This window comes from Limnoglobus roseus (genome assembly GCF_008254045.1).
Lineage (GTDB): Bacteria > Planctomycetota > Planctomycetia > Gemmatales > Gemmataceae > Limnoglobus > Limnoglobus roseus.
Genome location: NZ_CP042425.1, coordinates 6,777,768 through 6,800,162 on the forward strand (window position 1 = coordinate 6,777,768; position 22,395 = coordinate 6,800,162).

A 22,395-nucleotide genomic window follows, 5' to 3' on the forward strand; every position below is an offset into this window, starting at 1 on the left:
CCAGAGTTGGGTGAAGCCCTGCGCGTGTTTCAGGCCGAAGGAAGATGGCCTTATTCTACGCCCGCCTCTGCCGAGGTCCACGCGGGCGGCCTTCGTCGGGTGGCTATAGTGACCGGATGAAACTACTCCTGACGAATGACGACGGCATCGACGCCGATGGTCTTCGGACCCTCCTCACCGCGGTTCACGGTTTGGGCGAGCCGGTGATTGTTGCCCCGGTCGGCCCGCAGTCGGGCGTCAGCCACGCAGTTACCACCGACGCCCCGGTCCGAATCGGTACGCGCGGCAGAGAGTACGCCGTTCACGGTACCCCGGCCGATTGCATCCGGGTCGGCCTGCATCGCCTGTGCCCGGACTCCGGGATGGTCCTGTCCGGCATCAACCACGGGGGCAACCTCGGCGCCGATGTCTACTACTCCGGCACCGTGGCCGCGGTCCGCGAGGCGGTTCTCCACGGCTGGACCGGGATCGACCTATCCCACTACACGGAAGCGGGGCATGGAGTTCGACTGGCCGCGGGCGGGTCAATGGGCGGCTCGCGTCTTGGCCGAATTGCTCGCCCGGCCGCCGGCGCCGGGGAGCTTCTATAACGTGAACCTCCCGCACCTGCGGCCGGATGAATCCGACCCGGAGGTGGTGTTCTGTCCGCTTGACCCGAACCCACTGCCGCTCAGCTACCGGCACGAGGGCGACGGCGGGATGCACTATGACGGCGACTACCACACCCGTGCGCGAACGAATGGTGCCGACATCGATGTCTGCTTCGGTGGACGGATTGCGGTTACTACAGTCAAGTTGCTCTGACAGGTTCGACTCATCGCACGAAGGACGCTATGCCGAGGGACACTCCGCAGCACCAGCACCTCATCCGCATCGGGGAGATTTACTTCCAGTGGGACAGCAAGGACCGACACTACCTCGCAGTCGACCTGTCCGGCGCACTTCCCGAGTGGGTAGTCGAAGCGGACGGTGAGTTGGTTCCGTTGGAGGACTATCTGGGGCTGCACCCGGGACGACGGGAAGAAGTCCGGCAGCAGATCCGCCGTTGCTTCCAGCCGGACCAAGCGTGACTTAGCTGTCGGACAGTCCGGTGATCCGGGTCACGACGCCCTCAGCGACTCGCCGCGGCCCCTCTTGACAGAAGAACCGATCCGCAGGTCGCCGAGGTAGCGGCTCTTGGGGATGAAGTAGAGCAGGAACGTCGTCAGCTCGATCAGCCCCAGCGGCAGGGCCGTGTTCGCTGGGTACGTCTTCGACCACCTCGATGAACCCCTCGGGTCGCGCGATCTTGAAGAAGGCACTGGGCAGGAAGTCGATGATGAGGAGGCCCGAGAGCACCCAGCTTGTATAGCGTTGCGGCTCAACCCCACCTGGACAGCGATCTCGGCCTGCGGCATCCCTTTGAACTCCGCCAGCGTGCTCGGTCAGTTCCTTATCAAAGACGTTGCTCTGCTCGTAATCTCCATCTGGACCTTCGGGGAGGCCGTGCTTGCAACTCGCTAATAAATCGCGATGCCCCTCGGGTGCCGATCACGGCACCCTTCTTCTCATTGAACTGACCGTTGCTGAGAATAGTCCACACCGACACTTTCGGGAATATTCAGAGGCCAAGCCCGGTATCTACCCCTGTGCCTGGCAAAGAAAGGAAGAATCATGGTTACGCTCAACTCACTCCGAAAGCCGCTACTTGGCGGCTTGCTCCTATCGCTGGCCGCTCTCGTCGGGTGCAGCCAGAAGCCGGAGCAGCCGGGAGGGAACCAACCCGAGGGGAAATCACCCCGGTTCAAAGCAGTTGCCTTCGACTACTTCGTCATCTTCAACGCGAACTCCGTCGTCCCGGCGGTAGAGAAAGCGTTTCCGGGAAAAGGAGCCGAGTTCACCAAGGCGTGGCGGAGCAAACAGTTCGAGTACGGCTACCTGCGGTCCATCGTTAACCGACACTCCGACTTCTTCAAAGTCACCGAGGACGCGCTGGTCTACACCGCCAACGCCATGAAGCTCGACCTCACCGCCGAAAAGCGAGCGAGCCTGCTGGACGCTTACCTGAATCTCGAACCGTGGCCGGACACCGCCGAGTCGCTTCGCAAGCTCCGGGCGGCCGGGGTGAAGATCATCACCATCGCCAACTTCAGCCCCAAGATGCTGAAGGCCAACGCCGACCACGCGAAGATCACGGATCTGTTCGACGAGCTGCTGAGCACCGAAGTGAACAAGACGTACAAGCCCGATCCGAAAGCCTACGTACTGGGGATGGAACACCTGAAGCTCAAGAAGGAGGAGATCGTGTTCGCTGCGTTTGGGGGCTGGGACGCCTACGGAGCAAAGAGCTTCGGGTACACCACGTACTGGGTGAACCGCTTCAACCTGCCCGCCGAAGAGATGGATGTGAAGCCGGATGCGACCTCAAACGACATGGAAGGGTTGGTGAAGTTCGTCCTCGGCAGTCCTTGACTGGGGCATTGCAGGAAGTTGTTGACCCAACGGAAGAGATGTGCGACCTGTCCTTGGGGGCTGAGGGCGGGGCGTGAGGACCCGCGGGCGGTGGGACCGGTTGGTGGCGAGGCGGCTGGCGGCCCGATCGGAAGTCCCGCCGATGACACTGTTTGTGGCCGAGGCGACGGCTGACCGGCCGGCGGATGTTATGTAGGCCGAGATCGCCCGCCAGGTCTGCTACGACGCGATCCACGGCCTGCCGCCCCTGCCTCCGGACGGGCACGAGGCTTTGCTTGAGGTCGATACTGCCCGCCGGGCGTTGAACCGCGTCTCGTTCGAGGATTGGCCGCAATTTTTCGGCGAACCTGTCCATCCGAATCCCCCTCCTCCTCCCACCCGCACTGCCGGAGACGTCCGTTCGGCCGTTCCGAGCGGGTTCTCGCCCCCGTCCGGGCACAAGGAACTGATGAACGAACTCAAACTCGAATCCATTGCACCGTTCCTCGCCGGCTTCGCCATCCTCGGGACCGTCCTCGGCATGGTCCTCCGCGGGTGGTCCACCATTAAGGGGTTCGTCAACAGCCTCTTCCGGCTCGTTGTCACCCAGGTCCACCTCCAAGACGAGGCCACGGCCCAGGCCGTACTCGCCCACCTCATCCGCACGTACAAGCGATCCGCCCTCGGCGAGCGAACGTTCGGCGGCAAGCACGAGTCGTTCCGCGACGGCAAGTTCGGGCACGTCCCGTTCGAGTTCTTCGGCGGCCACCGCATCTTGTTCTGGGTCCGCCGAGCGCCGCTGTGGTTCAACGTCGCCGCCGAGAAGACCGAAGAGAAGTCCGTCATCTACTGGGGTGGCAAACCGAAGGCGAACATGAAAGCGAGTCTCGCGTTCGTCCGCGGCACCATTAACGTCGAGGCGATCGTCCGCGAGGCGTCGGCGTCGCGGAACCACCTGTACTGGTCGAACGGCGTGTCCGCCCAGAAGCGATTCTTCATCAAGCGCATCCCGGACGCCACGCAGCAGGGCCTGCAAAAGTACTCGGCCGGGACGAGCCTGGCGTGGTATCAGGAGGGGCTGTACCGGCTCCTCGCACACACGGCGGACCAGCTCGGCAAGGGGGCGTCGCCGCTGTCGCCGGGCCGGTCCACGGACAAGCTGTACTTCCCGGACCCGATCCGCAAGCTCCTCCGCGAGGTCGAGATGTGGCGTCGGCTCCGCGACTGGTACCTGCAGCGGGACATCCCGTGGAAGCGTGGCTGGGTGCTCTACGGCCCGCCGGGGACCGGTAAGAGCGCCATCACCCGCGCCATCGCCGAAGACCTGGACATGCCGCTGTTCGTCTACTCCCTCGGCCAGATGCTCAACGAGGATTTGGAGCAGTCGTGGGCCGAGATGCAGGCCCACGTCCCGTGCATCGCTCTGTTCGAGGACTTCGACAACGTGTTCCACGGCCGGGAGAACGTGTACGGCAAGCCGAAGTTGAGCGACCTAATCACGGCCTCGGCGGCCGGCAACGGTGGGGCGAACAGCGCGACTGCGGGGGCCGCCAACAACCAGTCGTCCGTGCTGAACACCGGGCGGTTGAGCTTCGACTGCCTGCTGAACTGCCTCGACGGCGTGGAGAAGAGCAACGGCATCTTCACCGTCATCACGACGAACCACATCGAGAAACTCGACCCAGCCCTCGGCCAGCCGCGGAAAGCGGCGGACGGAACGGTCGAGTTCATCTCGACGCGGCCGGGGCGGATCGACAAGGCGATCGAGCTGGGGCACATGGACGATGCGGACAAGCGGAAGCTCGCCCGGCGGATCTTCTTCGACAGCGATGTCGGCTTCTGGCAGATCTCCCGAATGATCGACCGCGAGCCGAACCGGAAGGAAACGCCGGCCCAGTTCCAGGAACGGTGTGCGCAGCTCGCCCTCGACCTGCTCTGGCAGGCCGAGCACCCCAACGCCGGCGGGTCGGGCGAAGCCGTACGGCCGAAGGCCGAGAGCCGGGACCAAGGGGCGGAACTCGAAACCGGGAACCGGGCGTAGCGGCTGCTTCGGCGGCAGCGCCCTCCCGGCCCGCCTGCGTCGATGAGACCGACGACGACGCCCAACTCAAGTCGGTGTTCATCCCCTTGACCCTGTCCATCTCGAGGTAGGGCCTGGGCTCACGCCCGCCATAGGAGCGTTGCCGCAGACAGCTCCCTGCCCCGTAGGCAGGGGAGCTTATGCCCCGGTTTCCCGCGCTCGCCATAGGACGGAATCGCCTGTCGGCAGCCCCTCGAAGAGGCTCACAGAGAGAGCCAGTCCAACTCATCGGACTGGAGCAATCCGCGGAACGGGTCGCACCTCGGCCCGCGCTCCCCGGCCGCGTGGGCAGCGTTCGGACGGGTCGGTACGTGTACCGATGCTGATGCACGAGGGGTCAGAGGTGATCAGCATCTGAGGTGTCGCGGTCATCGCGATCAGCGAGTGAGGGCCTACCCAACGAAGACTCCCCCTCGGAAATCGCCGAACGGATCGAGTTCGAAAGAGGACTTCAGTGAACCGGACAAGAGTGCCTGGCCGCGGTACGCCACCACACGGTTGCCAGCCCCACTGCCGTCGCCGGCGATCAGATCGGCTTGAGTGTCACCGTCCAAGTCCTTCACGGCGACCCGCACCCCGCCTCGGTCGGCTGGGTCGCCGAGGAAGTCGTTGAAGAGGACTTTGGGGGCGTCAACCCGGCCGGCAGCCAGGTCCGCCCCGGACAGGGCCAGGACGCGGGGGCCACCGCCCGGCCCGCCGCCAGCGATCAGGTCCGCAAATCCGTCGCCGTCCAGATCGCCGACTGTCACGAACGCACCGTTGCGGAGCGACTGTTCGAACACGAAGAAATCGTTGAACAGTTTCTCCGGCGCACGGCCGGTCATGACCGTGAGGCCGTTGAACCCGGCGATCCGCGGGCCGCCGCCGAACCCGGCCGCCACAATCAGGTCCGCCCGGCCGTCGCCGTTGACGTCCCCGACGGCCGCCCGCGCGCCGCCCCGGAAACTCTCGTCGTCGATGCCGAAGAAGTTCGCCCGGGCGGCGAAGCCGGCCCCGTCGTAGATCAACACCCGCGGTCCGCCCCCCTCGTCCGGGGTAACGACCAAATCGGGGACGCCGTCGCCGTTCAAGTCCCCGGTCGTACGGCCGTAAACGCCCCGCCGTCGTTCATGAAGGGCCGGATCAAATCGACCCCCGTGGGACCGGGTTCAAGCGGTCACCGGCCGGGCGACCGACATCTCGTCGGGACCAGCCTCTGATCGTCGCCCGCGTCTGGGTGTTCGACGCCCGTGACCGCGGCGATGCTGTTCGACATCACGCCGTTCGAAGACTTCACCGGTGGTGTGTTCGTCGCGGCCGGCGACTTCACCGGCGACGGGATGGCCGACCTGGTGGTGACGCCGGACCTGTCCGGCGGGCCGCGGGTCGAGGTCTACCGGGGCGGCGACTTCGCCCGGATCGCCAACTTCTTCGGCATCAACGACCCGGACTTCTGCGGCGGCGCGCGGGCCACGGCCGGGGACATCAACGGCGACGGGATCGCCGATCTCGTGGTATCTGCCGGTTTCGGGGGGGGGCCGCGCATCTCGGTGTACGACGGGGCGGCATTGGCCCAGGGCAAGCAGGTTCACCCGGTCGGCGACTTCTTCCTGTTCGAAGCGACCTTGCTGAACGTGGCTTACGTCGCAGTCGGGGACATGGACGGCGACATCATCGGCGGGGCCGGCCCCGGCGGCGGCCCGCGGGTGCTGGTAATTTCCGGGCGAAGGTTGCTCGGGGCGGGGGCGGATGCCGCGATCAGCAGCCCGGTCGCGAATTTCTTCGCCGGGGACACGTCCAACCGGGACGGAGTGCGAGTCGCGGCGAAGGATCTCGACGGCGATCCGTTCGCGGACGTCGTGACCGGGGCCGGAAGCGGTGGTGGCAGCCGGGTGACGACTTACCGCGGGGCAACACTGAAGGCCGGCTCATCGACCCCGGACCAGGATTTCGACGCCGTCCCCGACTTCACCGGCGGAGTATTTGTCGGCTGATCGGAATGGGTACACACGGGCCAACGACACAGAGGATGTTTAACCGCGGTCGCCGACTCTTCCCCGCCCTGGTCCGTTCCAGACGGGGAACAATACCTCTAACGATGAGCCGACCTACTATCCAACCAAGGCATGACAACAGCCACTGGTATGCCGTTTGCGGTCGCCTTTGACCTCCCGTTCAGGAGGCGGACTGCCGCTGTCCTTCTGCCGCCACCAGTCTAGGGCGGCATCAGCCGCCGAGTCGGCGGTATTCCCAATCGTGCCGACCGCACACGTGCCCGAGGTTCAATTCCGGGTCGTAGACTCCGTACGGTACGACCCGGGCGACAGCGTCCGTCGGGACGTCGTGGACTTTCGCGTCGGTCGCCGTCCGGGACCACCGGCGGCCCGGGTTCTTGAAATTCCCAACCCGCCCATCGCTTCTTTGCGTCGATGCTAGTCAGTGGCTTCACTGCCCTGGCGATGTACTCGAACTGTGCATTTCGGTTAGCGTGCCCCTTCCCGGTGGTCAGCGGCTTGTAGTGCTCCCGCAGCTCTCACCAGTTGGCCCGAAGTAGGCGGCCGATGGTGATCGGACAGGTCTGGCGATCAAGGGCCGCGGACAGCCTGCGGAGACTAAGGCAAGAAGTTTTCGACGACGAGGGGGATACCCTTGCCGCTGAATTCTTAAACGATAAGAAGAGAGAGCGGGAGGGTCTAACCCTCCCCAAACAATGTTGGGGGCGTAGCTCAATTGGTTAGAGTACCGGACTGTCGATCCGGTGGTTGCGGGTTCGAGTCCCGTCGCCCTCGCTAGTGCAAGTCGATGCGGGCCGGTGCTGAGAAGCACCGGCCCCTTCCATTTCAGAGTTTCTGTTCCCGGATCCCCCACGCCGTCAACGATGCCGAAAGTGAACTTGGGTGCAGACTGATGCGACCCGATGTCTCCTGTCACTACGCCCGGTACTACGCCAGTGGCATTCGTTCCGGTCAATGGCAGGGAAAGTTCCGCCGCCATCGGTCCCGGAATAGGCTCGGGAATTTGTTGACGGCACTGGCCAAGTCCCGCAGCCGAACGTGCGAATACCGACTTGTCAGCTCAGGCTTCGAGTGCCCGCGCCGTTGTAGTAGTCGTCGCTCGTCGAGAGGCGGGCAGTGCCGGTGGCCGTCCCGTCCGTCTTCCACAGCCTGTACCCGTTCGTGTCATTGGCGTTGAAGTACAGGGCGGTGCCCACGGCCGTCAGGACAGCCCGTAAGAAATTCTCATCAGTCGCCTGTAGGGCACTGTCCTCCGTGGGCACTAACAGCTTGTGAACACCCGACTCCTCCAATCCGTGCTGCGTCACGCGGCCGCTGTCGCCGACGGGTCGGACGGCGACGACGTGGTCCTGCTCCGAAGGGTCGCGGCGTCCGGCGACCCGGCCGCGTTCGCCGCGCTGGTCCGCCGGTACGGGCGGCTCGTGTGGGCCGTCTGCCGGCAACTGCGGCCGGTCGACGCCGACGCCGAGGACGCCTTCCAGGCGACGTTCCTCGCGATGCTCCAGTCGGCCGGCCGGGTTCGCACGAACGCCCTCGGCCCGTGGCTGCACACGGTCGCCCGCCGCGTGGCGGGCAAGGCCGGGCGGGCCGACGCCCGCCGGCGGAGGCGGGAGCAAGCCGCGGCCGCCCCGGACCGCCACGTGCCCGTACCGCCGTCGGCGTGGGACGCGCTCGCGGCCGCCGTCCACGACGAGGTGGCCCGACTGCCCGACCATCTGCGGGTACCCTTCGTCCTCTGCTGCCTCGAAGGCCGCCCGCCATCCGAGGCCGCGAAGCACCTCGGATGGAAGGTCGGCACCCTGTCCGGCCGGCTGACGCGGGCGAAACAGACCCTGCTCGACCGCCTCGCGAAACGCGGCCTACCGGCGTCGGCCGTCGCCGTCGCCATCACGCTCACGACGGCCGCCGTCCCGACAGCGGTCGCGGCGAAGGCGATCAACTTGATCCACCGGGGTGACGCAATTCCCGCAACGATTCTCGAACTGGCGAAAGGAGCCACGACGATGACGAAGACGAAACTACTAGCGGCGGCCGTGTTGGTGGCCGCCGGGCTGACGGCCAGTGTTGGCGGCTGGTTGGCGAGTGCGGAGGCCCAGAGTCCGGAGGTCGTCCGCGAGGTCGAGCAACTGACGGCCCAGTTCCGCGCCGCCCAGGCCGCCAAGGACTTGGCCGTGGCCGAGGAGAAGGCACCGAAATGGGAGTACCACTACCAGTCGATGTTCTTCGACACGAACGGCAAGCCGAGCGGGATGAAGGCGGCCGACTTCGAGAAACTGGTGGAGGCGATGGAGGGCGACGGCTGGCAGTACCTCGGCCAGGCCGACGTGACCGTCCTGAACGGGGCCGCCCTGCCGTCGCACGTGTTCCGCCGGCCGAAGAATGCGGCGGCGGTGCGGCGGATCGAGGCGTTCCTCGCGGTCATGGACACCGAAGGTGCGGCCGCCCGGAAGTCGGCCGGTAGCCCCAACCCGGAGGTCGCCGCGGTTCGTGAGGTCGTCCTCCAACGGATGCGGAAGAACCCGGCCGAGACGTTCGCCGCCGCCCTGGAGACGAAGCTGAAGGCCAGCCCGGACCTCGCGGCCGCCGTCGAGAAGCACGGCCGCACGGTGCTGGAGGTCGAAGTCCTGTCGGCCCTCCTGCGCGACGCGAGACGGGCGGCGGCCGGACCGGGGAGGCGACCGCTCGAAGACCCGATCGCGGGTGAACAGGACGACGTCAAGACCTTGGCGGAACGAACGGCCGACGAGACGGAGACGGTTCGAAAGCACCTCCAAAGCTTCCGCGACCGTAAGACGGTTCGGTTCTCGGCGGCCGACTTTGGCATCACGGGGGAGCAACTCTACGAAGTGGTCAACAAGGCCCTCCAACGGAAGTTCGACTTAAAGCAGCACCCGATCGTCCTCGCGGGCTTTGCGGATAGCGTGGAAGTGAACGGCCCGCCGGCCGACATCGCCTGGCTGACCGAACTGCTGGCCGGGTTCAAGATCAAAGCCAAGACCAAGCCGTAGCGTGACAGCATCTCCCACGTTCGGGCGTGGCGGCACGACAAGGCCGACCGGGCGAGACCGCTCTTGGGGCAAAGGGGGTGCACGCCCCGAAGAGGGCCATCCCCGAACAAGATGTATCAATGTAGTCACCGTCTAACTGCCGCCTGCGAAGATGTCGCAATGTATGCCCCTCTCCCGACTGTGGGAATTCACACGATCTTCCGCTTGAGCCACCTGACGAGGCAATTCGGATCGGCGGACCAGCTGGCCTTGAGGACCTCGGCGACGACCTTCGCCACCATTTCGGCTTCGGCGGAGATGACGGCTCGGTAGGAGTCGCCGTCGTCGGGGTTCGGGCTCGGGCGGTCGTCCGGCGGGTCGATGTCGTTGGGCGGTTCCGGCGGGCGCGGTGTTGCTCAACCCCTTACGCCACGTGGTGTTCGTACCCGCCTGGCTCACGCCGACCGTCGTCGCTCTCGCAGAGGCAATTTACGAAGTGCGTGCATTCGACCGCCTGCCCATCCTCGCGGACGCCTTGCAGGACGCCGGGTGCGAGGACGCCGACATCTTCGCCCAATGCCGGGGCGACGGGCAGCACGCCCGCGGGTGCTGCCCGTCGATGGCGTGCTCGGCAGCTCCCCTTGTGGGGGAGGGTGGAAGCGGGAAGCGGGGCCTGAGTCTACCACTTTCTCTGACGAGGGGTGCCGAGAGGCAAACGGCCCTCGATGACCTGGCCACCTTGACCCGCCTCGTGTGACGGCTAGATTGAAGCTCATCCCGACCGGAGGTCCGCCGTGGCCAAGCGATTCGCCACCGTCAAAGAACTGCGGGAACACGCCGACAAGAAGCACGGCAACGCCCTGCGGGCCGTGATCACCCGGATCGACGAGTTGATCCGGCACGCCGAACAGTTCAAGACCAAGCTCACCGCCCCGGCCCCGGCCTCCCTCCGCCTGGTGGACCAGGAGCGGTTCAAAGACCATCAGAAGGCGTGCCTGAAGAACCTCGCGGCCGTTGACGTGTGCATCGCCAAGCTGCGAGCCCGCCTGAAGGACGCCGTCGTCCAGCTCAAGCCCTGACCGCCCCTCCGAGGCCCCCATGCCCGACGTTGGTGACATCCTCCAGGCGGCCGACGCCATCGACCGCGTCGTCGATGCCGCGGCCGCTGCCGCCGTCAAGCGGAAGCAGGTCCTTGAGGCCGTGAAGGCCGGCAAGGGGGACGCCCGGCTCCTCCCGTCGGTGGCCCAAGAGCTCACCAAGTTTTCCGACGATCGGAAAAAACTCGTGGCCGCGTTCGAACGCCTGCGGGCGGGCATGAAGGCCGCCGAGGCCGCGCTGGAGAAGTTGGCCGCCCACGCCAAAACGGAGGTGGCCGTCCTGGACGAACTGTCCGCGGACACGGCCAAGGTGCCCCTGGACAAGCACCCCGCCCTCCGCGACCTGAAGGACTCGGCCGACGCGCTCGGGCGAAAGGTCGCGGGCGTAGCCGCGGAGGTGAAAAAAACCTCGGAGGCGTTCGCTGGCGACCCCTACCTGGGCTCGACCGAACTGTATGCGAACAAGTACGACCAAGTGCCGGGGCTGCTGCGTGAAGCGGCCTCTGAACTCCGCAAACTCGACGACATGTGCAAGCGCATCGCGGACGAGACCAACGGCCTGAAGTGACAGCCGCTGCTGGCGGGGCCCTTGCCGGGCGAACGGCAATTCTACGCCAGGGCGGAGAGGGGGCTGTGCCCGGGTTTCACTCCCGGACGTACCGCTTCAGGTTTAGGGCCTTGAGTTTCACCTCCTCATTGCCGGCGGGATGCTTACTCAAAATGGGCTTACGCGATAGCCGATGCGATGGCATCGGAGTCGTAGCAACGAGAGTACGCGAAAATGCCCGCAAACGATAACAGGCCGGCCTGACCGGTTACCCAGTCTCAACGCGCCATCCGGGTTGGTGTTTGCCGGCACGTCCGAGGGGTGGTAGCCTGGGCCGATGTCCCCTGCCATAGCGGATACAAATCGACCCTGCTTTTCCCCGTCCGTGGATTGGGATCAGAGCCGATTCAGTGAGCGGGTCTAGGAGAATAACCATGAGGCGCGTAACGGTCATGCTTGCGACTCTGGCTTGTGGGCTCATCGGTGCCGCGGCGCGGGCCGACGAGATCACCCTCGACGCCGTGCCCCCGGTGGTCGTGAAGACAGTACCCGAGGCGGGGGCCGGTGACGTGGAAGCGAGTCTGACCGAGATCAAGGTCACGTTCAGTAAGGACATGGAGGACGCATCTTGGTCGTGGGTCACGCTCTCGAAGGAGAGCTACCCGAAGGTGGATGGCAAGCCGAAGTACCTCGCGGACAAGCGGACCTGTGCGCTGCCCGTCAAACTCGAGGCGGGGAAGACCTACGCCGTCTGGGTGAACAGCGAAAAGTTCGGGAATTTCAAGGACGCGGATGGCCGCTCGGCAGTCCCGTACCTGTTGGTGTTCAAGACCAAGAAATAGTTCCGGATCACCGAACCAAACACTCGAGCGGCCATGGCGTCTCGTTGACCTGTTGACCGGGACGATGTCGCCGTTCGCCGTCGCGACTACTTCAATAACGCTTTCACGTCCAGCGTCCGCAACTTCAGTTCGGTGGACGGGCCTTTGCCCATCGCCAGGTGCAACTTCGCGGCGGCCGGCTCGAAGATCATCGTTTGCAGCGTCAACTCGCCCTGGCCGGTGGCCTTCAGCCGCCGGTGCAACTCGTCCGTGCCGACCTTTTGCCCGCCGCCGTCCTCGGACAGCAGGGCCAGCCGGTCGAGCGTTTTGTACGTGTTCGCCTGGCCCTTCGTGGCCAAGTCCTTCGTCGTGAAGTGGTTCGTCGTGGCGCACAGGCCGTTTACCGGCTTGCGGACCGCGACCGCGTCCGGCGACACCTCCACGATCACGCCGCCCTCCTTGCCGCACAGGACGACCATCGTGCTGGTGGTGCGCTCGATCGTCTCCAACAACTTCACCGCCTCGGCGACGGTGTCGCACTCTTCTAGCACCCGGCGGTAGGCCAGCGCGAACGGCACGCCGCCGGCGTTGAACTTCCGCGCGACGGCCGGGTTGAACACCTCGTGGCTGGCCAGCGACAGGCCGGCGGCGTTCATGCCGGAGAAGCTGCCGACGCAGCCGGGGTAGCCGATCGTCAGGAACGGCCGCATCCCCTTCGGCTTGTAGACGGTGACGAGGCCGTAGTCGTGCAGGTAGCCGCACGGGAAGAAGTCGAGGTTGCGGCCGAACATCGGCCGGCCGGTGGCACTGCGGTCGGCGTCGACGATCAGGCTGGAGCAGCCGAAGATTTCCTTCAGGTCGGCGTTCTTCAGGTCGAACATCGTGTTCGCGGCCAACAGCCGATCCCGGTCGCCGCCGGCCTTCACCATCGCGTCGAATTCGTCCTGGTGGTGCTTCGGGAAGTTGCCGAGCAAACCTTCGCCCTTCTTCAGCAGCCCGGCCCATGCTTGATCGCGGACGAACTGCACCGGGACTTGCTGTTTCAGAATGTCCTTCGGGTAGTCCAACAGTTTGGCCGCCGGGTTGACGCCGAGCGTGTAAACCTGGGCCCCGATCTCGTCCGGCGTGCCCGCCACGGTGAGGACCGGGACGCCCTCGACGTACCGCAGTTCGCCCGGGCCTTGCTTGGCTTCCGGGAACCGGAACGGCTCCGCGGCTCGCGGCGGCGTGGCCAGGGCTAGGAGCAGCACGATAGTTCGTACGTGAGGGGTGCAGAAGGTCACGGCATTCCTCCGGCGTGGGCGGGGTTTGAGGCAACGCTCGCGAACGGCCATCACGCGACTACTTCTTGACCGCTACGACGCGAACGTCGTCCAGGGCGGGGCCGGCCAAGTTGTCCTCGTCGTCGAGGGTGTGAATCTCCAACGTCGTCTCGGCCTCCGTGGCGACGAACTCCCACGACTTCTTCGCCCACCCCATCTCCTTGTGCGTCTTCCCCTCGTTGTCGAACGAGAAGGCTTCCTTCTTGCCGGCGGCCCGCACGCACACGGTGTTGACGCTCGACTTACTCCCCGGACTGCCGGCCATCAGGAAGGACACGCGGTACTTGTGGCCGGCCGTCGTCTGGAACGACTGCTTCACCCCGCCGAACCCCGGCGACCCGTGCAGGTCGAGGCTGCGACTGCCTTCGCCGGAAACCCAGTGGGTCCCGATGTAGTCGATCTGCCCGCGGGTGACCGCCCACCCCTTGACGGCTTCCGAACCGGCGTCGAGGGCGAGGAAGCCGTCCACGTCCGGCCCTTCCTCGAACCCGCCGTTGACGAGCAGGTTGACTTCCGCCGCCTTCGGCACGGGTGCCGACCGGACGTGCGGCACGAAGACCGCCGAGAGCACGAGCAGGCCGCAAAGCGTTCGCATCGAAAATCTCCGACTCGGGTTTCGGGTGCCCATCGCCGGCATGTACCCAGCGACCGCGGGGTCGAATTCCGATCCTCAACTATTTCGCCCCGACACGCAACTTCAACGCTTCGAGTTCTTTCTTGGCCCGGGCGGCGTACGAGGCCGTCAGGGTTAAGTCTTGCTGGCGGACCGTGCCCACGTCGAACCGCTTCCGGATGACGGTCTCGAGTTCCTCGGCGTCGGCCACGAACCGTTCGAAGGCCCCCACCGAGGCGCGAGAGTCGCCGTAGATTTCATGGAAGACTTGGAGGCGAACCGCATGGTATTGCAAGGTATTAAACAGAGTGTTGGTGTCCCAAGCCCCTCCGTTGATGAGCTTCTTGTTCAGGATGTCCGTTTCCTCTAATCGCTGCAGTTCCAGTTGGCCAACTCGATGATCTTCGGGTCGCGGGCCGCGACCCGGGTTCGGTTCCATTCCAGGCTTTCGATTTCGGCCTCCAGGCGGTTGCGGATCGCCGCCCGCGCCTCGGGTGCCGGAGCCGCTTTGTACGAGCTGAGAACCTGTTCCTCCCTCCGCTTGGCCAGGGCCACCCGCCACGCATACCAGGCGGCGGCTTCGGCGGGCGGAAAGACGTCGGCCGCGGCCGACACGAGAACCGCCGATTGCACCCACACTTCCCGGCTCAAGAGGCCGGCGGCCGGATTGGACGCGAGGGTCGCATCGTACTCTTGCAACTCCAGGGCGAAGCGGGGCGATCTGAAGTCGTCGTAACTCGGTATCGTCTGGGGTCGCCTGCGGGCGGGAGGCCGGTCGCTTGTCCGCGTCCCAGGGTCGAACCCCGGGCACCGCCGTCGCGGGCGGGATCACGACCGCGGTGTCTTTCACGGGGATGGTCGGCTCCGCCTTCGGCGTCTCCTGGCTCAACGCGGCGGTGACGCCGATCACGACGACGGCCGTTCCCAACCCGAGCAGCTTCGGAATCGCAGTTCGCATGGCGGGTCGAACTCCGTGAGTTGAGAAGTCGAACAGGGGTCGTGGCGGGCCGAGGCCCGCCGCTCGGAGTCTGCGTCAGGCGACCTTCGCGACATCGGACGTTTGCCGGGACCTCACTCGCAGGCCGGCGAATGGTAGCAGTCCGAGCACGGCCAGGATGACCGCCGGCGGGGCCGGCACGCTCGCGGTGTCGATCAGTTCCCGCGAGGCGACGGCGTACCCCTGGTCGTTCAGGTGGACGTAGTTGACCGGGTCGGTCCCGATCGTGCCGATGAGGGTCAACGACGCCTCGTTCGGGTGGATGGCCGAGTAGAAGTCCACGTACTTCGCGCCGAAGGCCGAACCGACGCCGGCGATCACCTGGTTCAGCCCGCGGACGGCCGGGTCGGCGAGGGCCGAGATCGGCAGCGACGGGTCGCCGTTGTACGGGTTGTGGTAGCCGATCGCGTACAGGTCGGCGGTCGGGTACAGGCTGCGGACGGTGCCGAGGATGTTGACGTAGTCGGACTGGACCTGCCCCAAAATCCCCTGGATGGCCGCCTGTTGCTGGTCGGGCGGGAGGAGCAGGAAGGCCGGGTTCGACGCCGCCCCGTCCAGGTTGTTCGCCCCGAACTGGAAGGTGATCGTCGTCACCTGGTCGCCGTTCGCGGCGAACCGGGCACTCCGATTCAGAAGCTGCTGATACTGGGGGAACGGGTCGGGCAGGCCAATGTAGTTGGTGTTGAACCCCTGGCCGTCGGACGACACGCGGCCGGTCCCAGTGAAGAAACTGCTCGACGTCTCGCCGTTAATGGCGAGGTTCACGACCGTCGGCCGCACGCCGCCGTCGCGGGTGGCCAGGTAGTCGGCGAACGGCCGGACGTAGCCGCGGTCGCCGTCGGACGGGTTGTGCGTGCGGTTGGTTTCACCGAAGGCGCTGGAGTCGCCCAGGGCGAGGTAGATGTGATCGGCGGCCGCCGGCGTGCTCAAACTGGCAGTCGCGAGGCACGCCCAAATCGAAACGAACAGCGATTTCACAACCCAACTCCTTTCGAAGAGGAAATCTTGAGACCGGTCGAGCCGTTCGGCACGCGGTGGCCGAAGTTACCCGGCTCCGTGTTGAAGCGAGGAAAACGGAAACCGATGACGCCGAAATCGAGCCACGTCGCCGGTCGGTTGCCTGGCCGTGTGCCAACCGACCTTCCGGGTCGCACTTACTTTGACGACGTCCCGAAAATTCGCAATCCCCTAAACAGCAGGGGGTGCCCCCTCGCCGGACCTGATATACTCGGCCGTTCACCCCTGCAACCGCCGGTAGGGACCGTTGAATGGCCAAGTCCGAGCGTATCACCGCAGCCGACGAGTATTCGATTGCGCGGCTCGTCGCCGAGTGCCGGGAATTGGGGACGGACACAGACGCGTGGCAGACCCGGCTGGTGGAAGGCGTCCGCACGCTGACGAACGGCATGACGGTGACGACCGGACCGATGCCGGTCTTGAATCTCTTCTCCCAGTACGCGGCCAGTTGCGTGGAAGTCGGCTGGCCGTCGATCGAGATGCGGAAGTGGTTTCACGACTGGTCGAAAGTGCCGGCCAACATCGCCGCACACCCGGCGTCGTCGCGGTTCCTGAGCTCGCCCGAGCCGTCGTTGACGCGGACCCGCCGCCAACTCGTCTCGGACCGCGAGTGGGAAACATCGCCGTTCGTGAACGACCGGCTCAAGCCGTTTCGCCTGGACGACGGCCTTCTGTCGCGGGTCTGCGTGCCGGTCGCCGGCATTGTTTACAACACCGTCATCATGCGGCCGGTCGAACGCCGGGTTTATTCCCCCCGGGACGCCGAACTGGTCGCTCGCCTCCATGCGATCCTCGAACCGCACCTCGGCCGGTCGCTCCTCGTTACCACGCAACCCAGCTTGCGCGGCCTCTCGCCGCGGCTGCGGGAGGTCTCGTCCGGTGCCTCCTCGACGGCGACAGTGAGAAGCAAGCGGCCGCGCGGTTGGGCCTCCAACCGTCGACCGTGCACGACCACGTGAAGCGGGTCTACCGGCACTTCGAGGTCAACTCGCGGCCGGAGTTGATCGCGTACTTCCTGCGGGCGACCGCCCCGACACTCGCCGATCATCACGGGCTCTCGCCCCGGTTGGCCGAACTGCTGCGGTGCCTGCTCGACGGGGCGAGCGAGAAGCAGGCCGCGCGGCAATTGGGCCTTCGCCAGACGACCGTTCACGACTACACGACGCGCATCTACCGGCACTTCGGCGTGAACTCGCGGCCAGAATTGTTAGCACAGTTCCTTCGCACGAAGCGAGACGCCTGACGAGCATACAGAGGGAACCTCACCGGGTTGGCAGGGGTCTCACCCAAAATTGATCGACGGGGCGTGCGCAGGAATCACACTCTCGCGGCGGTTGATACAGGAGATCGGCCGGTGGAATCGTTGCGCTTCGAGCAGGAGCTGGACGGGAGTTTATACCGCGTGACCAAAGCGCGGGTGGACGAATACTTCCGCGCCACCGGCAAGTGCCGACGTGCCGGGTTCCTCCTCGCCTTCAAAAGCCTTTCTGCTCGTCACCGTGATCAGCGGTAGCTACGCCGCCCTTCTCGCCCTGCCCTGAGGACTGTGGTGGCCGGAAGCCCGCGATTCAACAACGCCGTCCAGCGGCCCTGCTTCATGCTCTTCGGGCTGGACGGCTACCTGTGGCGGCTGCGGCACATCAAGTCGAACCAACTGTTCCTGAACGTCAACGGGTCGGACACTGAAATCGACGAGAACTATCGTGGTCTCACCGATCAACTTCCGCCGACGAGAACAACTCTTCGTGACGCTGCAGGATGCAGCGGCAAGGCGGCAGATCTCGGTTCGCACCGAGTGGGTCGAGCCATCGGATTAAACGACGTCAGTCCGCTCCGACGTGGATCGTGAGGGCGGGTGAAAGTCACGAGCTTGAGCAAACGCACACGGTGGGCAATGTTCGGCGACCTCGCCGCGAACGGGCCGTGGCCGACATGCGTCGGCGACTGAGTCGAACGCCGAACAACGGAATGGAATTCAGGCCAGGACCTGCCGGGCTTGGGCGGCCGCCGGGCGGACGTTCCGCGACCGGTCGAGGACGCCCCGGACTTTTTGCAGGAGGGCCTCCCGCGTGAACGGCTTGTGCAAGAATTCGACGTCCGATGAGGTGAGCCCGTGCCGCAGCACCGCGTCGTCCGGATACCCGCTCATGTAAATGACGTCGAGCCCGGGCGCCACGCCCCCCAATTCCTCCGCGAGTTCCCGCCCGCTCGGCCCCGCCATGACCACGTCGGTCAACAGAAGGTCAACAGGGGGGACGGCGGCCGCATGCACTTGGATCGCTTCCTCCGCCCCGCCCGCTTCGACGACGGCGTACCCGGCCTTCCGCAGGACCATCGCCGTCAGGTCCCGGACCGCCCGCTCGTCCTCGACGAGAAGGATCGTCTCCCGGCCGGAGGGGAGAACGGACTTGGCCGGCACCCGTCCCCCGGCGGCCGGGGCGTCCGCGCTCGCCGGGAGGAAGACGTGGAACCGGGTCCCCCGACCGGGTTCGCTCGCCACTTCGATGTGGCCGCCGCTTTGCTCGACGATGCCGAAGGCGGTCGATAGGCCGAGGCCGGTCCCCGCGCCGACCCCTTTCGTGGTGAAGAACGGCTCGAAGATCCTCACCCGCACGTCGTCGGGCATCCCGCACCCGGTGTCCTCGACCGAGAGGCGGGCGTACCGTCCGGGCTTCGCCCCCGGCCACGCCGAGTCCGATCCCACCGAGACGGCGTCCGTTTCGATCGTCAGCCGCCCCGCGGCATCGCGTCCCGCGCGTTGACGCACAGGTTCACCAAGACCTGCTCGACCTGCCCGGGGTCGGCGGTCACGCGGCCGACGGCTGGCCGGAGGGTCGTGGTCACGCGGATGTCCTCGCCGATCAACCGGCCGAGCATCTTGCTGAGGTTGACGACGAGGTCGTTCAGGTCGAACGGCGTCGGTTTCAAAACTTGCCGGCGGCTGAACGCCAACAGCTGTTGCGTCAGTTCCGCCGCTCGCCGCCCGGCGGCGAGGATCTCGCCCGCCCGCCCGTCGCTGCCCTCGTCCTCGACCATCATGGCCGAGTACCCGTTGATGACCGTGAGGAGGTTGTTGAAGTCGTGCGCGATGCCGCCCGCCAGGTGGCCCACGGCTTCCATCTTCGCGGCCTGCCGGAGTCGTTCCTCGGCCTGGTGGTGGGCCGTCAGATCCACCCCTTGGACGAGAATCCCCGAGACCCGCCCGTCCGCGTCCCGCAACGGCTGGTACACGAAGTCGAGCACCCGCTCTTCCAACCGGCCGCCCCGGGCGAGGCGGACCCGCGCGGCAGACGCGACGAATGGGGCGGCCGTCCGGTAGACCCGGTCGAGGATCTCGAAAAACCCCTGCCCTTCGACCTCGGGGACAGCCTCCCGAACGGCCCGGCCGACCAGGGGGCGACCGCCGAGCAACTCGGCGTACCGGTCGTTGACCCGTTCGAAGACGTGGTCGGGGCCGCGGAGCACGCACACGAACGACGGGGCGTGCTGGAACACCTCGGCGAGGTGCCGCCGCTCGGCCTCCACCTCCCGCAAGAGGCGCTCGCGGTCGGCCTCGGCCCGCCGCTGGGCGGTGATGTCGGTGAGCGTTCCCACCCACTCCCGAATGACGCCGTCGGCCCGCGGGATCGGCACCCCGCGGGCGTGGACGAAATGCCAGCCCCCGTCCCGCCCCCGCACCCGGTACTCAATGTCGTATGCATCCCCGGCCGCGATCGCCGAACCCCACGCCGCCGCCGTCGCGTCCCGGTCGTCGGCGTGGACCATTTCGAGCCATCGCGTGGGCGACGCACCGGCCCCTTCGGCGGCCTGACCGGTCAAATTCTCCCACCACTGTTCGACCTGCTTGAACGACCCCATGCCGCCTTCCGCCGCGTACGACCACACGATCTGACTCGACGCCAGCACGAGAGCCCGGTACCGGTCTTCACTGATTCGCAATGCTTCGGCTTGGCTGGCAGTGGGCGATTCTTGTTCGCTGTGGCGCATGGTGATGTCGTTCGACCTCTCAGGCCAATTCGCCTAAACCGGGGATCAATCGGGCGCTTCGGTAGCCGCCGAAGTGTAGTGAGCGAACGGGATCGGCGGCAGAGTGTCAAATGGAAGTGAGGGAATACCTGACGGATCAATCCGTCGGAGTTAAACTAAGGCTTCAAAAGCTCACTCCAGGCATAATGAGGAGTTTCGACTCCAACTGACGTGGTTGGTAGCTGTGTTAGGCCGTGTTGATGTTCCTGAGTCGCCGTAGTCGCAGGACGCCGAACACCAAATGGACCACACCGAGGAACATCGTCTTCCGCTTCTCGTACCGGGTGGCGAACCGGCGGAACTGCTTGGCCTTGCCGAACAGCCGCTCCACCTTGTTCCGCTCTCGATACCCGTCCGGCAGGAACGGCTGGGGCTCGACCCGGTTGCTCCGGCTGGGAATGTTCGGGAACACGTCCCGGTCGACGCACGCCTGCCGCTGGTCGTCCCCATCGAACCCCTTGTCGCACACCGCCTCGTCGAAGTGCGGCACGCGAGCGATGGTGGCGTCGAGCAGCGGCTCCAACCGCGGGGCGTCGTGGGCTTGGCCCGGCAACACTTCGACGGCGAGGGCCGTGCCCTCGTCGACGGCCGCCACGAGAACCTTGGTGGTCAGCCCGCCCCGGCTGCGGCCAAGACCCTCACGGCGAGCACTTCGTGCCGCCCCGATCTTTTTTTCTTCCGCCGTGCCCCGGCCGCATGCTGGTGGGCGCGGACGACGGTGGAGTCGACCAGGATGCGGCGGACGTCACCCAGGTCGGGGTTGGCGGTCAGCAGTTCAAACAGCCGCCGCAGGCTGCCCGAGCGGGCCCACCGGCCGAACCGGTGGTACACGGCGTCCCACGCCCCGAACTCGCTCGGCAGATCCCGCCATGGGATGCCGGTCCGGGCCCAGTACAGGATTGCCTCGAAGAACATGCGGTCGGACAGGCGTGGCGGCTGGCCGCCGGTGAACTGCTTGGCCTGGGCGACGAGCGGTTCGAGGATGGCCCAGTGGTCGTCCGTGAGCAAGTACCGCACGGCGTCGTGCCTCGGAATGGTCGGGATCGACCTAAACTCTTACCCCGAACGAACACGGCTCGTCAACACGGCCTAATCAGCACCAATGACACCGAAAGAATTTGCAGGTTCGTTGACCTTCGGGGCGAGGGGAAAATGCCCGTGCCGTGCGGCACGTTGAGCAGCGCGGCATCGTCAATGGACGGCTTAATTTTCCGCCCCTATTGCATTACTCCGTCCCGGCGGCGAACTTTGCCGTGAGTGCGAAGTCCCGCTCGTCGTACACTTGGGTCACGTCCACCAAGGCTTGGCCGAGGAACACTTTCGCGGCTTTCAGGCCGAACGCCTTCCGCACCTCCGTCCCCCGCAGGTGCCAGAGTTGGATCGGGGCCCAAAATCGGAATCGGGTCGAACGCGGCTCCCGTGGCTATTTCCGCCCGCCACGTTTTGGTCGTACCCGCAAGTGCCATCTCCAGGGCGGAGGAGCAACAATTCGCCATTCGGTTCGAGACGGGAACGGGGTTGAAAACGCCAGTGAAACTCGGCGCGAGGCAGAATGGGATGGTGGAATTACTTCGGAAGCGGACACGCCCTCTCGTGAAGGGCGAATCGAGGTCGTGGAAACCGCTGACCGGCGGCGAAGAGTTTCTCACCGCCCGACAGGCTGGACAGATGGCGCGCCGGTCGAACTCACGCGGTACGCATCAGAAATCCAGGCCTGAATTCCAGACCACGCGGGTTGCGAAAGTGGAGCCTTGCTCATCACCACCCCGCCGTCGTCCCGGCCCACGAATTGTTCGGCGCGGTTGTTGTCCGGGCGCAGAAGAAGTTAGACGCGGAAGTCATCGGCGTCTGCTTGCCGAAACGGCAGATAGGGGTCGTAAGTAGTGTCCATGATCATCGTTTTTTCCTCTTGCCCGACTGGTCGTCGGCATCGACGTCTTGCTGTGGCCGTTCCTGCTGATCATGCTTGCTGTCACAAACCGTGCGGCCCGTTCTTCCGACGGCAGGCATTTGCGCGGCGAACATGCGAACGCGGGCACGTCCGATTGCCGGGTTGTAAGACGGCGGTGCGGCGGATGGCGGCAGATCTTGCAGCGACGGCGGGGCCGCTGGAGGTGGGCTGGAGTCAACTCGGGAGAACGCCGCCGAGTGGATGGTTGCGGAAGAATCCCCAAAAAATTTCAGAGATTCTTGGTCGTCGGGGGATTCAAGCATCACCCCGTACACTCCCGATCCAGTACCGGGTTCTGGATCCCGTGATTCGGTGAGTGCGCCGGTGCAAGGTAGTGGAGCATTCGCATGACCGGAACCTTCACGACCGCAAAGGACCATGCAGAGATCCCCGCTTGGAACTCGCCAGGAAATTCGGACGATATGCCGGGAATGGCGTGAACTTCGCTGACTTGTGCCTCACTCGTTTCCGCGTGCCCTTCATCGCACGGCTCAAATGGGCAGGGCGAAGGCA

Annotated in this window: 28 protein-coding genes, 1 tRNA gene and 2 pseudogenes; 16 read left to right on the forward strand and 15 right to left on the reverse strand. The window is 65.7% G+C overall.

Annotated elements, in window-relative coordinates:
- The first annotated feature begins 116 nt into the window (after nucleotides 1-116).
- Nucleotides 117-804: pseudogene (gene surE / locus PX52LOC_RS28875) on the forward strand (5'/3'-nucleotidase SurE).
- A gap of 29 nt (nucleotides 805-833) precedes the next feature.
- Nucleotides 834-1,070 (forward strand): hypothetical protein, encoded by a 237-nt coding sequence (locus PX52LOC_RS28880; RefSeq protein WP_149113335.1) that lies wholly within the window; start codon nucleotides 834-836, stop codon nucleotides 1,068-1,070.
- Between the two features lie 30 nt (nucleotides 1,071-1,100).
- On the opposite strand, the gene PX52LOC_RS28885 is transcribed toward PX52LOC_RS28880, so the two are convergent.
- Nucleotides 1,101-1,301 (reverse strand): hypothetical protein, encoded by a 201-nt coding sequence (locus PX52LOC_RS28885; protein WP_178132581.1) that lies wholly within the window; start codon nucleotides 1,299-1,301, stop codon nucleotides 1,101-1,103.
- 352 nt (nucleotides 1,302-1,653) lie between these two features.
- Here PX52LOC_RS28885 and PX52LOC_RS28890 point away from each other — a divergent pair, with 352 nt between their 5' ends.
- Both PX52LOC_RS28890 and PX52LOC_RS28895 read left to right on the forward strand, forming a co-directional pair.
- Complete coding sequence (locus tag PX52LOC_RS28890) at nucleotides 1,654-2,451, forward strand: haloacid dehalogenase type II (RefSeq protein WP_149113336.1); 798 nt, start codon at nucleotides 1,654-1,656, stop codon at nucleotides 2,449-2,451.
- Nucleotides 2,452-2,899: 448 nt separating this feature from the next.
- Nucleotides 2,900-4,471 carry an AAA family ATPase gene (locus PX52LOC_RS28895; RefSeq protein WP_149113337.1) on the forward strand — a complete coding sequence of 524 codons (1,572 nt, stop codon included), beginning with the start codon at nucleotides 2,900-2,902 and terminating at the stop codon, nucleotides 4,469-4,471.
- Nucleotides 4,472-4,902: 431 nt separating this feature from the next.
- On the opposite strand, the gene PX52LOC_RS28900 is transcribed toward PX52LOC_RS28895, so the two are convergent.
- Nucleotides 4,903-5,580, reverse strand: coding sequence for an FG-GAP repeat domain-containing protein (locus PX52LOC_RS28900; protein ID WP_149113338.1), 678 nt, complete (start codon nucleotides 5,578-5,580; stop codon nucleotides 4,903-4,905).
- 159 nt (nucleotides 5,581-5,739) lie between these two features.
- On the opposite strand from PX52LOC_RS28900, the gene PX52LOC_RS28905 reads away from it, so the two are divergent.
- Complete coding sequence (locus PX52LOC_RS28905) at nucleotides 5,740-6,483, forward strand: FG-GAP repeat domain-containing protein (protein ID WP_149113339.1); 744 nt, start codon at nucleotides 5,740-5,742, stop codon at nucleotides 6,481-6,483.
- Between the two features lie 232 nt (nucleotides 6,484-6,715).
- On the opposite strand, the pseudogene PX52LOC_RS44150 reads toward PX52LOC_RS28905, so the two are convergent.
- A pseudogene (locus tag PX52LOC_RS44150) lies at nucleotides 6,716-6,886 on the reverse strand (ISAzo13-like element transposase-related protein); the annotation flags it as partial.
- A gap of 318 nt (nucleotides 6,887-7,204) precedes the next feature.
- Between PX52LOC_RS44150 and PX52LOC_RS28915 the strand changes: the two are divergent.
- Nucleotides 7,205-7,278, forward strand: a tRNA-Asp gene (locus tag PX52LOC_RS28915).
- Between the two features lie 281 nt (nucleotides 7,279-7,559).
- Here PX52LOC_RS28915 and PX52LOC_RS28920 read toward each other — a convergent pair.
- Entirely contained in the window at nucleotides 7,560-7,811 is a 252-nt protein-coding gene (locus PX52LOC_RS28920) for a hypothetical protein (protein WP_168219266.1), read from the reverse strand.
- Here PX52LOC_RS28920 and PX52LOC_RS28925 point away from each other — a divergent pair.
- The 5 genes from PX52LOC_RS28925 (at nucleotide 7,800) to PX52LOC_RS28945 (ending at nucleotide 11,977) form a co-directional block, all read left to right on the forward strand.
- The gene (locus tag PX52LOC_RS28925) at nucleotides 7,800-9,512 is read left to right on the forward strand and encodes an RNA polymerase sigma factor (protein WP_168219267.1); all 1,713 of its coding nucleotides are present in this window, start codon (nucleotides 7,800-7,802) and stop codon (nucleotides 9,510-9,512) included. The two genes, PX52LOC_RS28920 and PX52LOC_RS28925, sit on opposite strands and share 12 nt — an antisense overlap.
- Nucleotides 9,513-9,900: 388 nt before the next feature.
- Nucleotides 9,901-10,248: a hypothetical protein gene (locus PX52LOC_RS41770; RefSeq protein ID WP_178132582.1), complete on the forward strand. Its 348-nt coding sequence runs from the start codon at nucleotides 9,901-9,903 to the stop codon at nucleotides 10,246-10,248.
- Between the two features lie 37 nt (nucleotides 10,249-10,285).
- Nucleotides 10,286-10,570 carry a hypothetical protein gene (locus tag PX52LOC_RS28935; protein WP_149113342.1) on the forward strand — a complete coding sequence of 95 codons (285 nt, stop codon included), beginning with the start codon at nucleotides 10,286-10,288 and terminating at the stop codon, nucleotides 10,568-10,570.
- Between the two features lie 19 nt (nucleotides 10,571-10,589).
- Nucleotides 10,590-11,156: a hypothetical protein gene (locus tag PX52LOC_RS28940; RefSeq protein WP_149113343.1), complete on the forward strand. Its 567-nt coding sequence runs from the start codon at nucleotides 10,590-10,592 to the stop codon at nucleotides 11,154-11,156.
- 413 nt (nucleotides 11,157-11,569) lie between these two features.
- A complete protein-coding gene (locus PX52LOC_RS28945; protein WP_149113344.1) occupies nucleotides 11,570-11,977 on the forward strand; it encodes an Ig-like domain-containing protein in 408 nt (135 codons plus the stop codon).
- Between the two features lie 86 nt (nucleotides 11,978-12,063).
- On the opposite strand, the gene PX52LOC_RS28950 is transcribed toward PX52LOC_RS28945, so the two are convergent.
- The 4 genes from PX52LOC_RS28950 to PX52LOC_RS28965 all read right to left on the reverse strand — a co-directional run bounded on the left by PX52LOC_RS28950 (nucleotide 12,064) and on the right by PX52LOC_RS28965 (nucleotide 14,506).
- Nucleotides 12,064-13,239 (reverse strand): C45 family autoproteolytic acyltransferase/hydolase, encoded by a 1,176-nt coding sequence (locus PX52LOC_RS28950; protein WP_168219268.1) that lies wholly within the window; start codon nucleotides 13,237-13,239, stop codon nucleotides 12,064-12,066.
- 58 nt (nucleotides 13,240-13,297) lie between these two features.
- On the reverse strand, nucleotides 13,298-13,873 hold the full coding sequence (locus tag PX52LOC_RS28955; RefSeq protein WP_168219269.1) for a choice-of-anchor C family protein: 576 nt from the start codon (nucleotides 13,871-13,873) through the stop codon (nucleotides 13,298-13,300).
- Nucleotides 13,874-13,952: 79 nt separating this feature from the next.
- Entirely contained in the window at nucleotides 13,953-14,186 is a 234-nt protein-coding gene (locus tag PX52LOC_RS28960) for a hypothetical protein (protein ID WP_149113347.1), read from the reverse strand.
- A gap of 71 nt (nucleotides 14,187-14,257) precedes the next feature.
- Nucleotides 14,258-14,506: a hypothetical protein gene (locus PX52LOC_RS28965; protein WP_149113348.1), complete on the reverse strand. Its 249-nt coding sequence runs from the start codon at nucleotides 14,504-14,506 to the stop codon at nucleotides 14,258-14,260.
- A 164-nt stretch (nucleotides 14,507-14,670) separates the two neighbouring features.
- Here PX52LOC_RS28965 and PX52LOC_RS28970 point away from each other — a divergent pair, with 164 nt between their 5' ends.
- Entirely contained in the window at nucleotides 14,671-14,868 is a 198-nt protein-coding gene (locus tag PX52LOC_RS28970) for a hypothetical protein (RefSeq protein ID WP_149113349.1), read from the forward strand.
- A gap of 56 nt (nucleotides 14,869-14,924) precedes the next feature.
- Here the strand turns inward: PX52LOC_RS28970 and PX52LOC_RS28975 are convergent, their stop codons facing one another.
- Complete coding sequence (locus PX52LOC_RS28975; protein WP_149113350.1) at nucleotides 14,925-15,866, reverse strand: SGNH/GDSL hydrolase family protein; 942 nt, start codon at nucleotides 15,864-15,866, stop codon at nucleotides 14,925-14,927.
- Between the two features lie 290 nt (nucleotides 15,867-16,156).
- Here PX52LOC_RS28975 and PX52LOC_RS42925 point away from each other — a divergent pair, with 290 nt between their 5' ends.
- From PX52LOC_RS42925 to PX52LOC_RS28985, 4 genes are all read left to right on the forward strand, one after another.
- Nucleotides 16,157-16,864, forward strand: a complete 708-nt coding sequence (locus PX52LOC_RS42925) for a hypothetical protein (RefSeq protein ID WP_246173494.1) — start codon at nucleotides 16,157-16,159, stop codon at nucleotides 16,862-16,864.
- Nucleotides 16,828-17,148: a LuxR C-terminal-related transcriptional regulator gene (locus PX52LOC_RS42930; RefSeq protein WP_246173495.1), complete on the forward strand. Its 321-nt coding sequence runs from the start codon at nucleotides 16,828-16,830 to the stop codon at nucleotides 17,146-17,148. The genes PX52LOC_RS42925 and PX52LOC_RS42930 overlap by 37 nt, the downstream gene beginning before the upstream one ends.
- A gap of 111 nt (nucleotides 17,149-17,259) precedes the next feature.
- Nucleotides 17,260-17,418 carry a hypothetical protein gene (locus PX52LOC_RS41110; RefSeq protein ID WP_168219271.1) on the forward strand — a complete coding sequence of 53 codons (159 nt, stop codon included), beginning with the start codon at nucleotides 17,260-17,262 and terminating at the stop codon, nucleotides 17,416-17,418.
- 36 nt (nucleotides 17,419-17,454) lie between these two features.
- Nucleotides 17,455-17,754: a hypothetical protein gene (locus tag PX52LOC_RS28985; protein ID WP_149113352.1), complete on the forward strand. Its 300-nt coding sequence runs from the start codon at nucleotides 17,455-17,457 to the stop codon at nucleotides 17,752-17,754.
- Between the two features lie 126 nt (nucleotides 17,755-17,880).
- On the opposite strand, the gene PX52LOC_RS28990 is transcribed toward PX52LOC_RS28985, so the two are convergent.
- The 6 genes from PX52LOC_RS28990 to PX52LOC_RS29010 all read right to left on the reverse strand — a co-directional run bounded on the left by PX52LOC_RS28990 (nucleotide 17,881) and on the right by PX52LOC_RS29010 (nucleotide 22,148).
- Nucleotides 17,881-18,609 (reverse strand): ATP-binding protein, encoded by a 729-nt coding sequence (locus tag PX52LOC_RS28990; RefSeq protein ID WP_168219272.1) that lies wholly within the window; start codon nucleotides 18,607-18,609, stop codon nucleotides 17,881-17,883.
- Between the two features lie 23 nt (nucleotides 18,610-18,632).
- Nucleotides 18,633-19,892 carry a PAS domain-containing sensor histidine kinase gene (locus PX52LOC_RS28995; RefSeq protein WP_149113354.1) on the reverse strand — a complete coding sequence of 420 codons (1,260 nt, stop codon included), beginning with the start codon at nucleotides 19,890-19,892 and terminating at the stop codon, nucleotides 18,633-18,635.
- Nucleotides 19,893-20,118: 226 nt separating this feature from the next.
- A complete protein-coding gene (locus PX52LOC_RS29000) occupies nucleotides 20,119-20,526 on the reverse strand; it encodes a transposase (protein WP_390635774.1) in 408 nt (135 codons plus the stop codon).
- A gap of 14 nt (nucleotides 20,527-20,540) precedes the next feature.
- Nucleotides 20,541-20,948: an IS5 family transposase gene (locus PX52LOC_RS29005; protein ID WP_168218752.1), complete on the reverse strand. Its 408-nt coding sequence runs from the start codon at nucleotides 20,946-20,948 to the stop codon at nucleotides 20,541-20,543.
- 208 nt (nucleotides 20,949-21,156) lie between these two features.
- Nucleotides 21,157-21,282 (reverse strand): hypothetical protein, encoded by a 126-nt coding sequence (locus PX52LOC_RS43485; RefSeq protein ID WP_261345042.1) that lies wholly within the window; start codon nucleotides 21,280-21,282, stop codon nucleotides 21,157-21,159.
- 542 nt (nucleotides 21,283-21,824) lie between these two features.
- Nucleotides 21,825-22,148, reverse strand: a complete 324-nt coding sequence (locus PX52LOC_RS29010) for a hypothetical protein (protein WP_149113355.1) — start codon at nucleotides 22,146-22,148, stop codon at nucleotides 21,825-21,827.
- Nucleotides 22,149-22,395 lie beyond the last annotated feature (247 nt).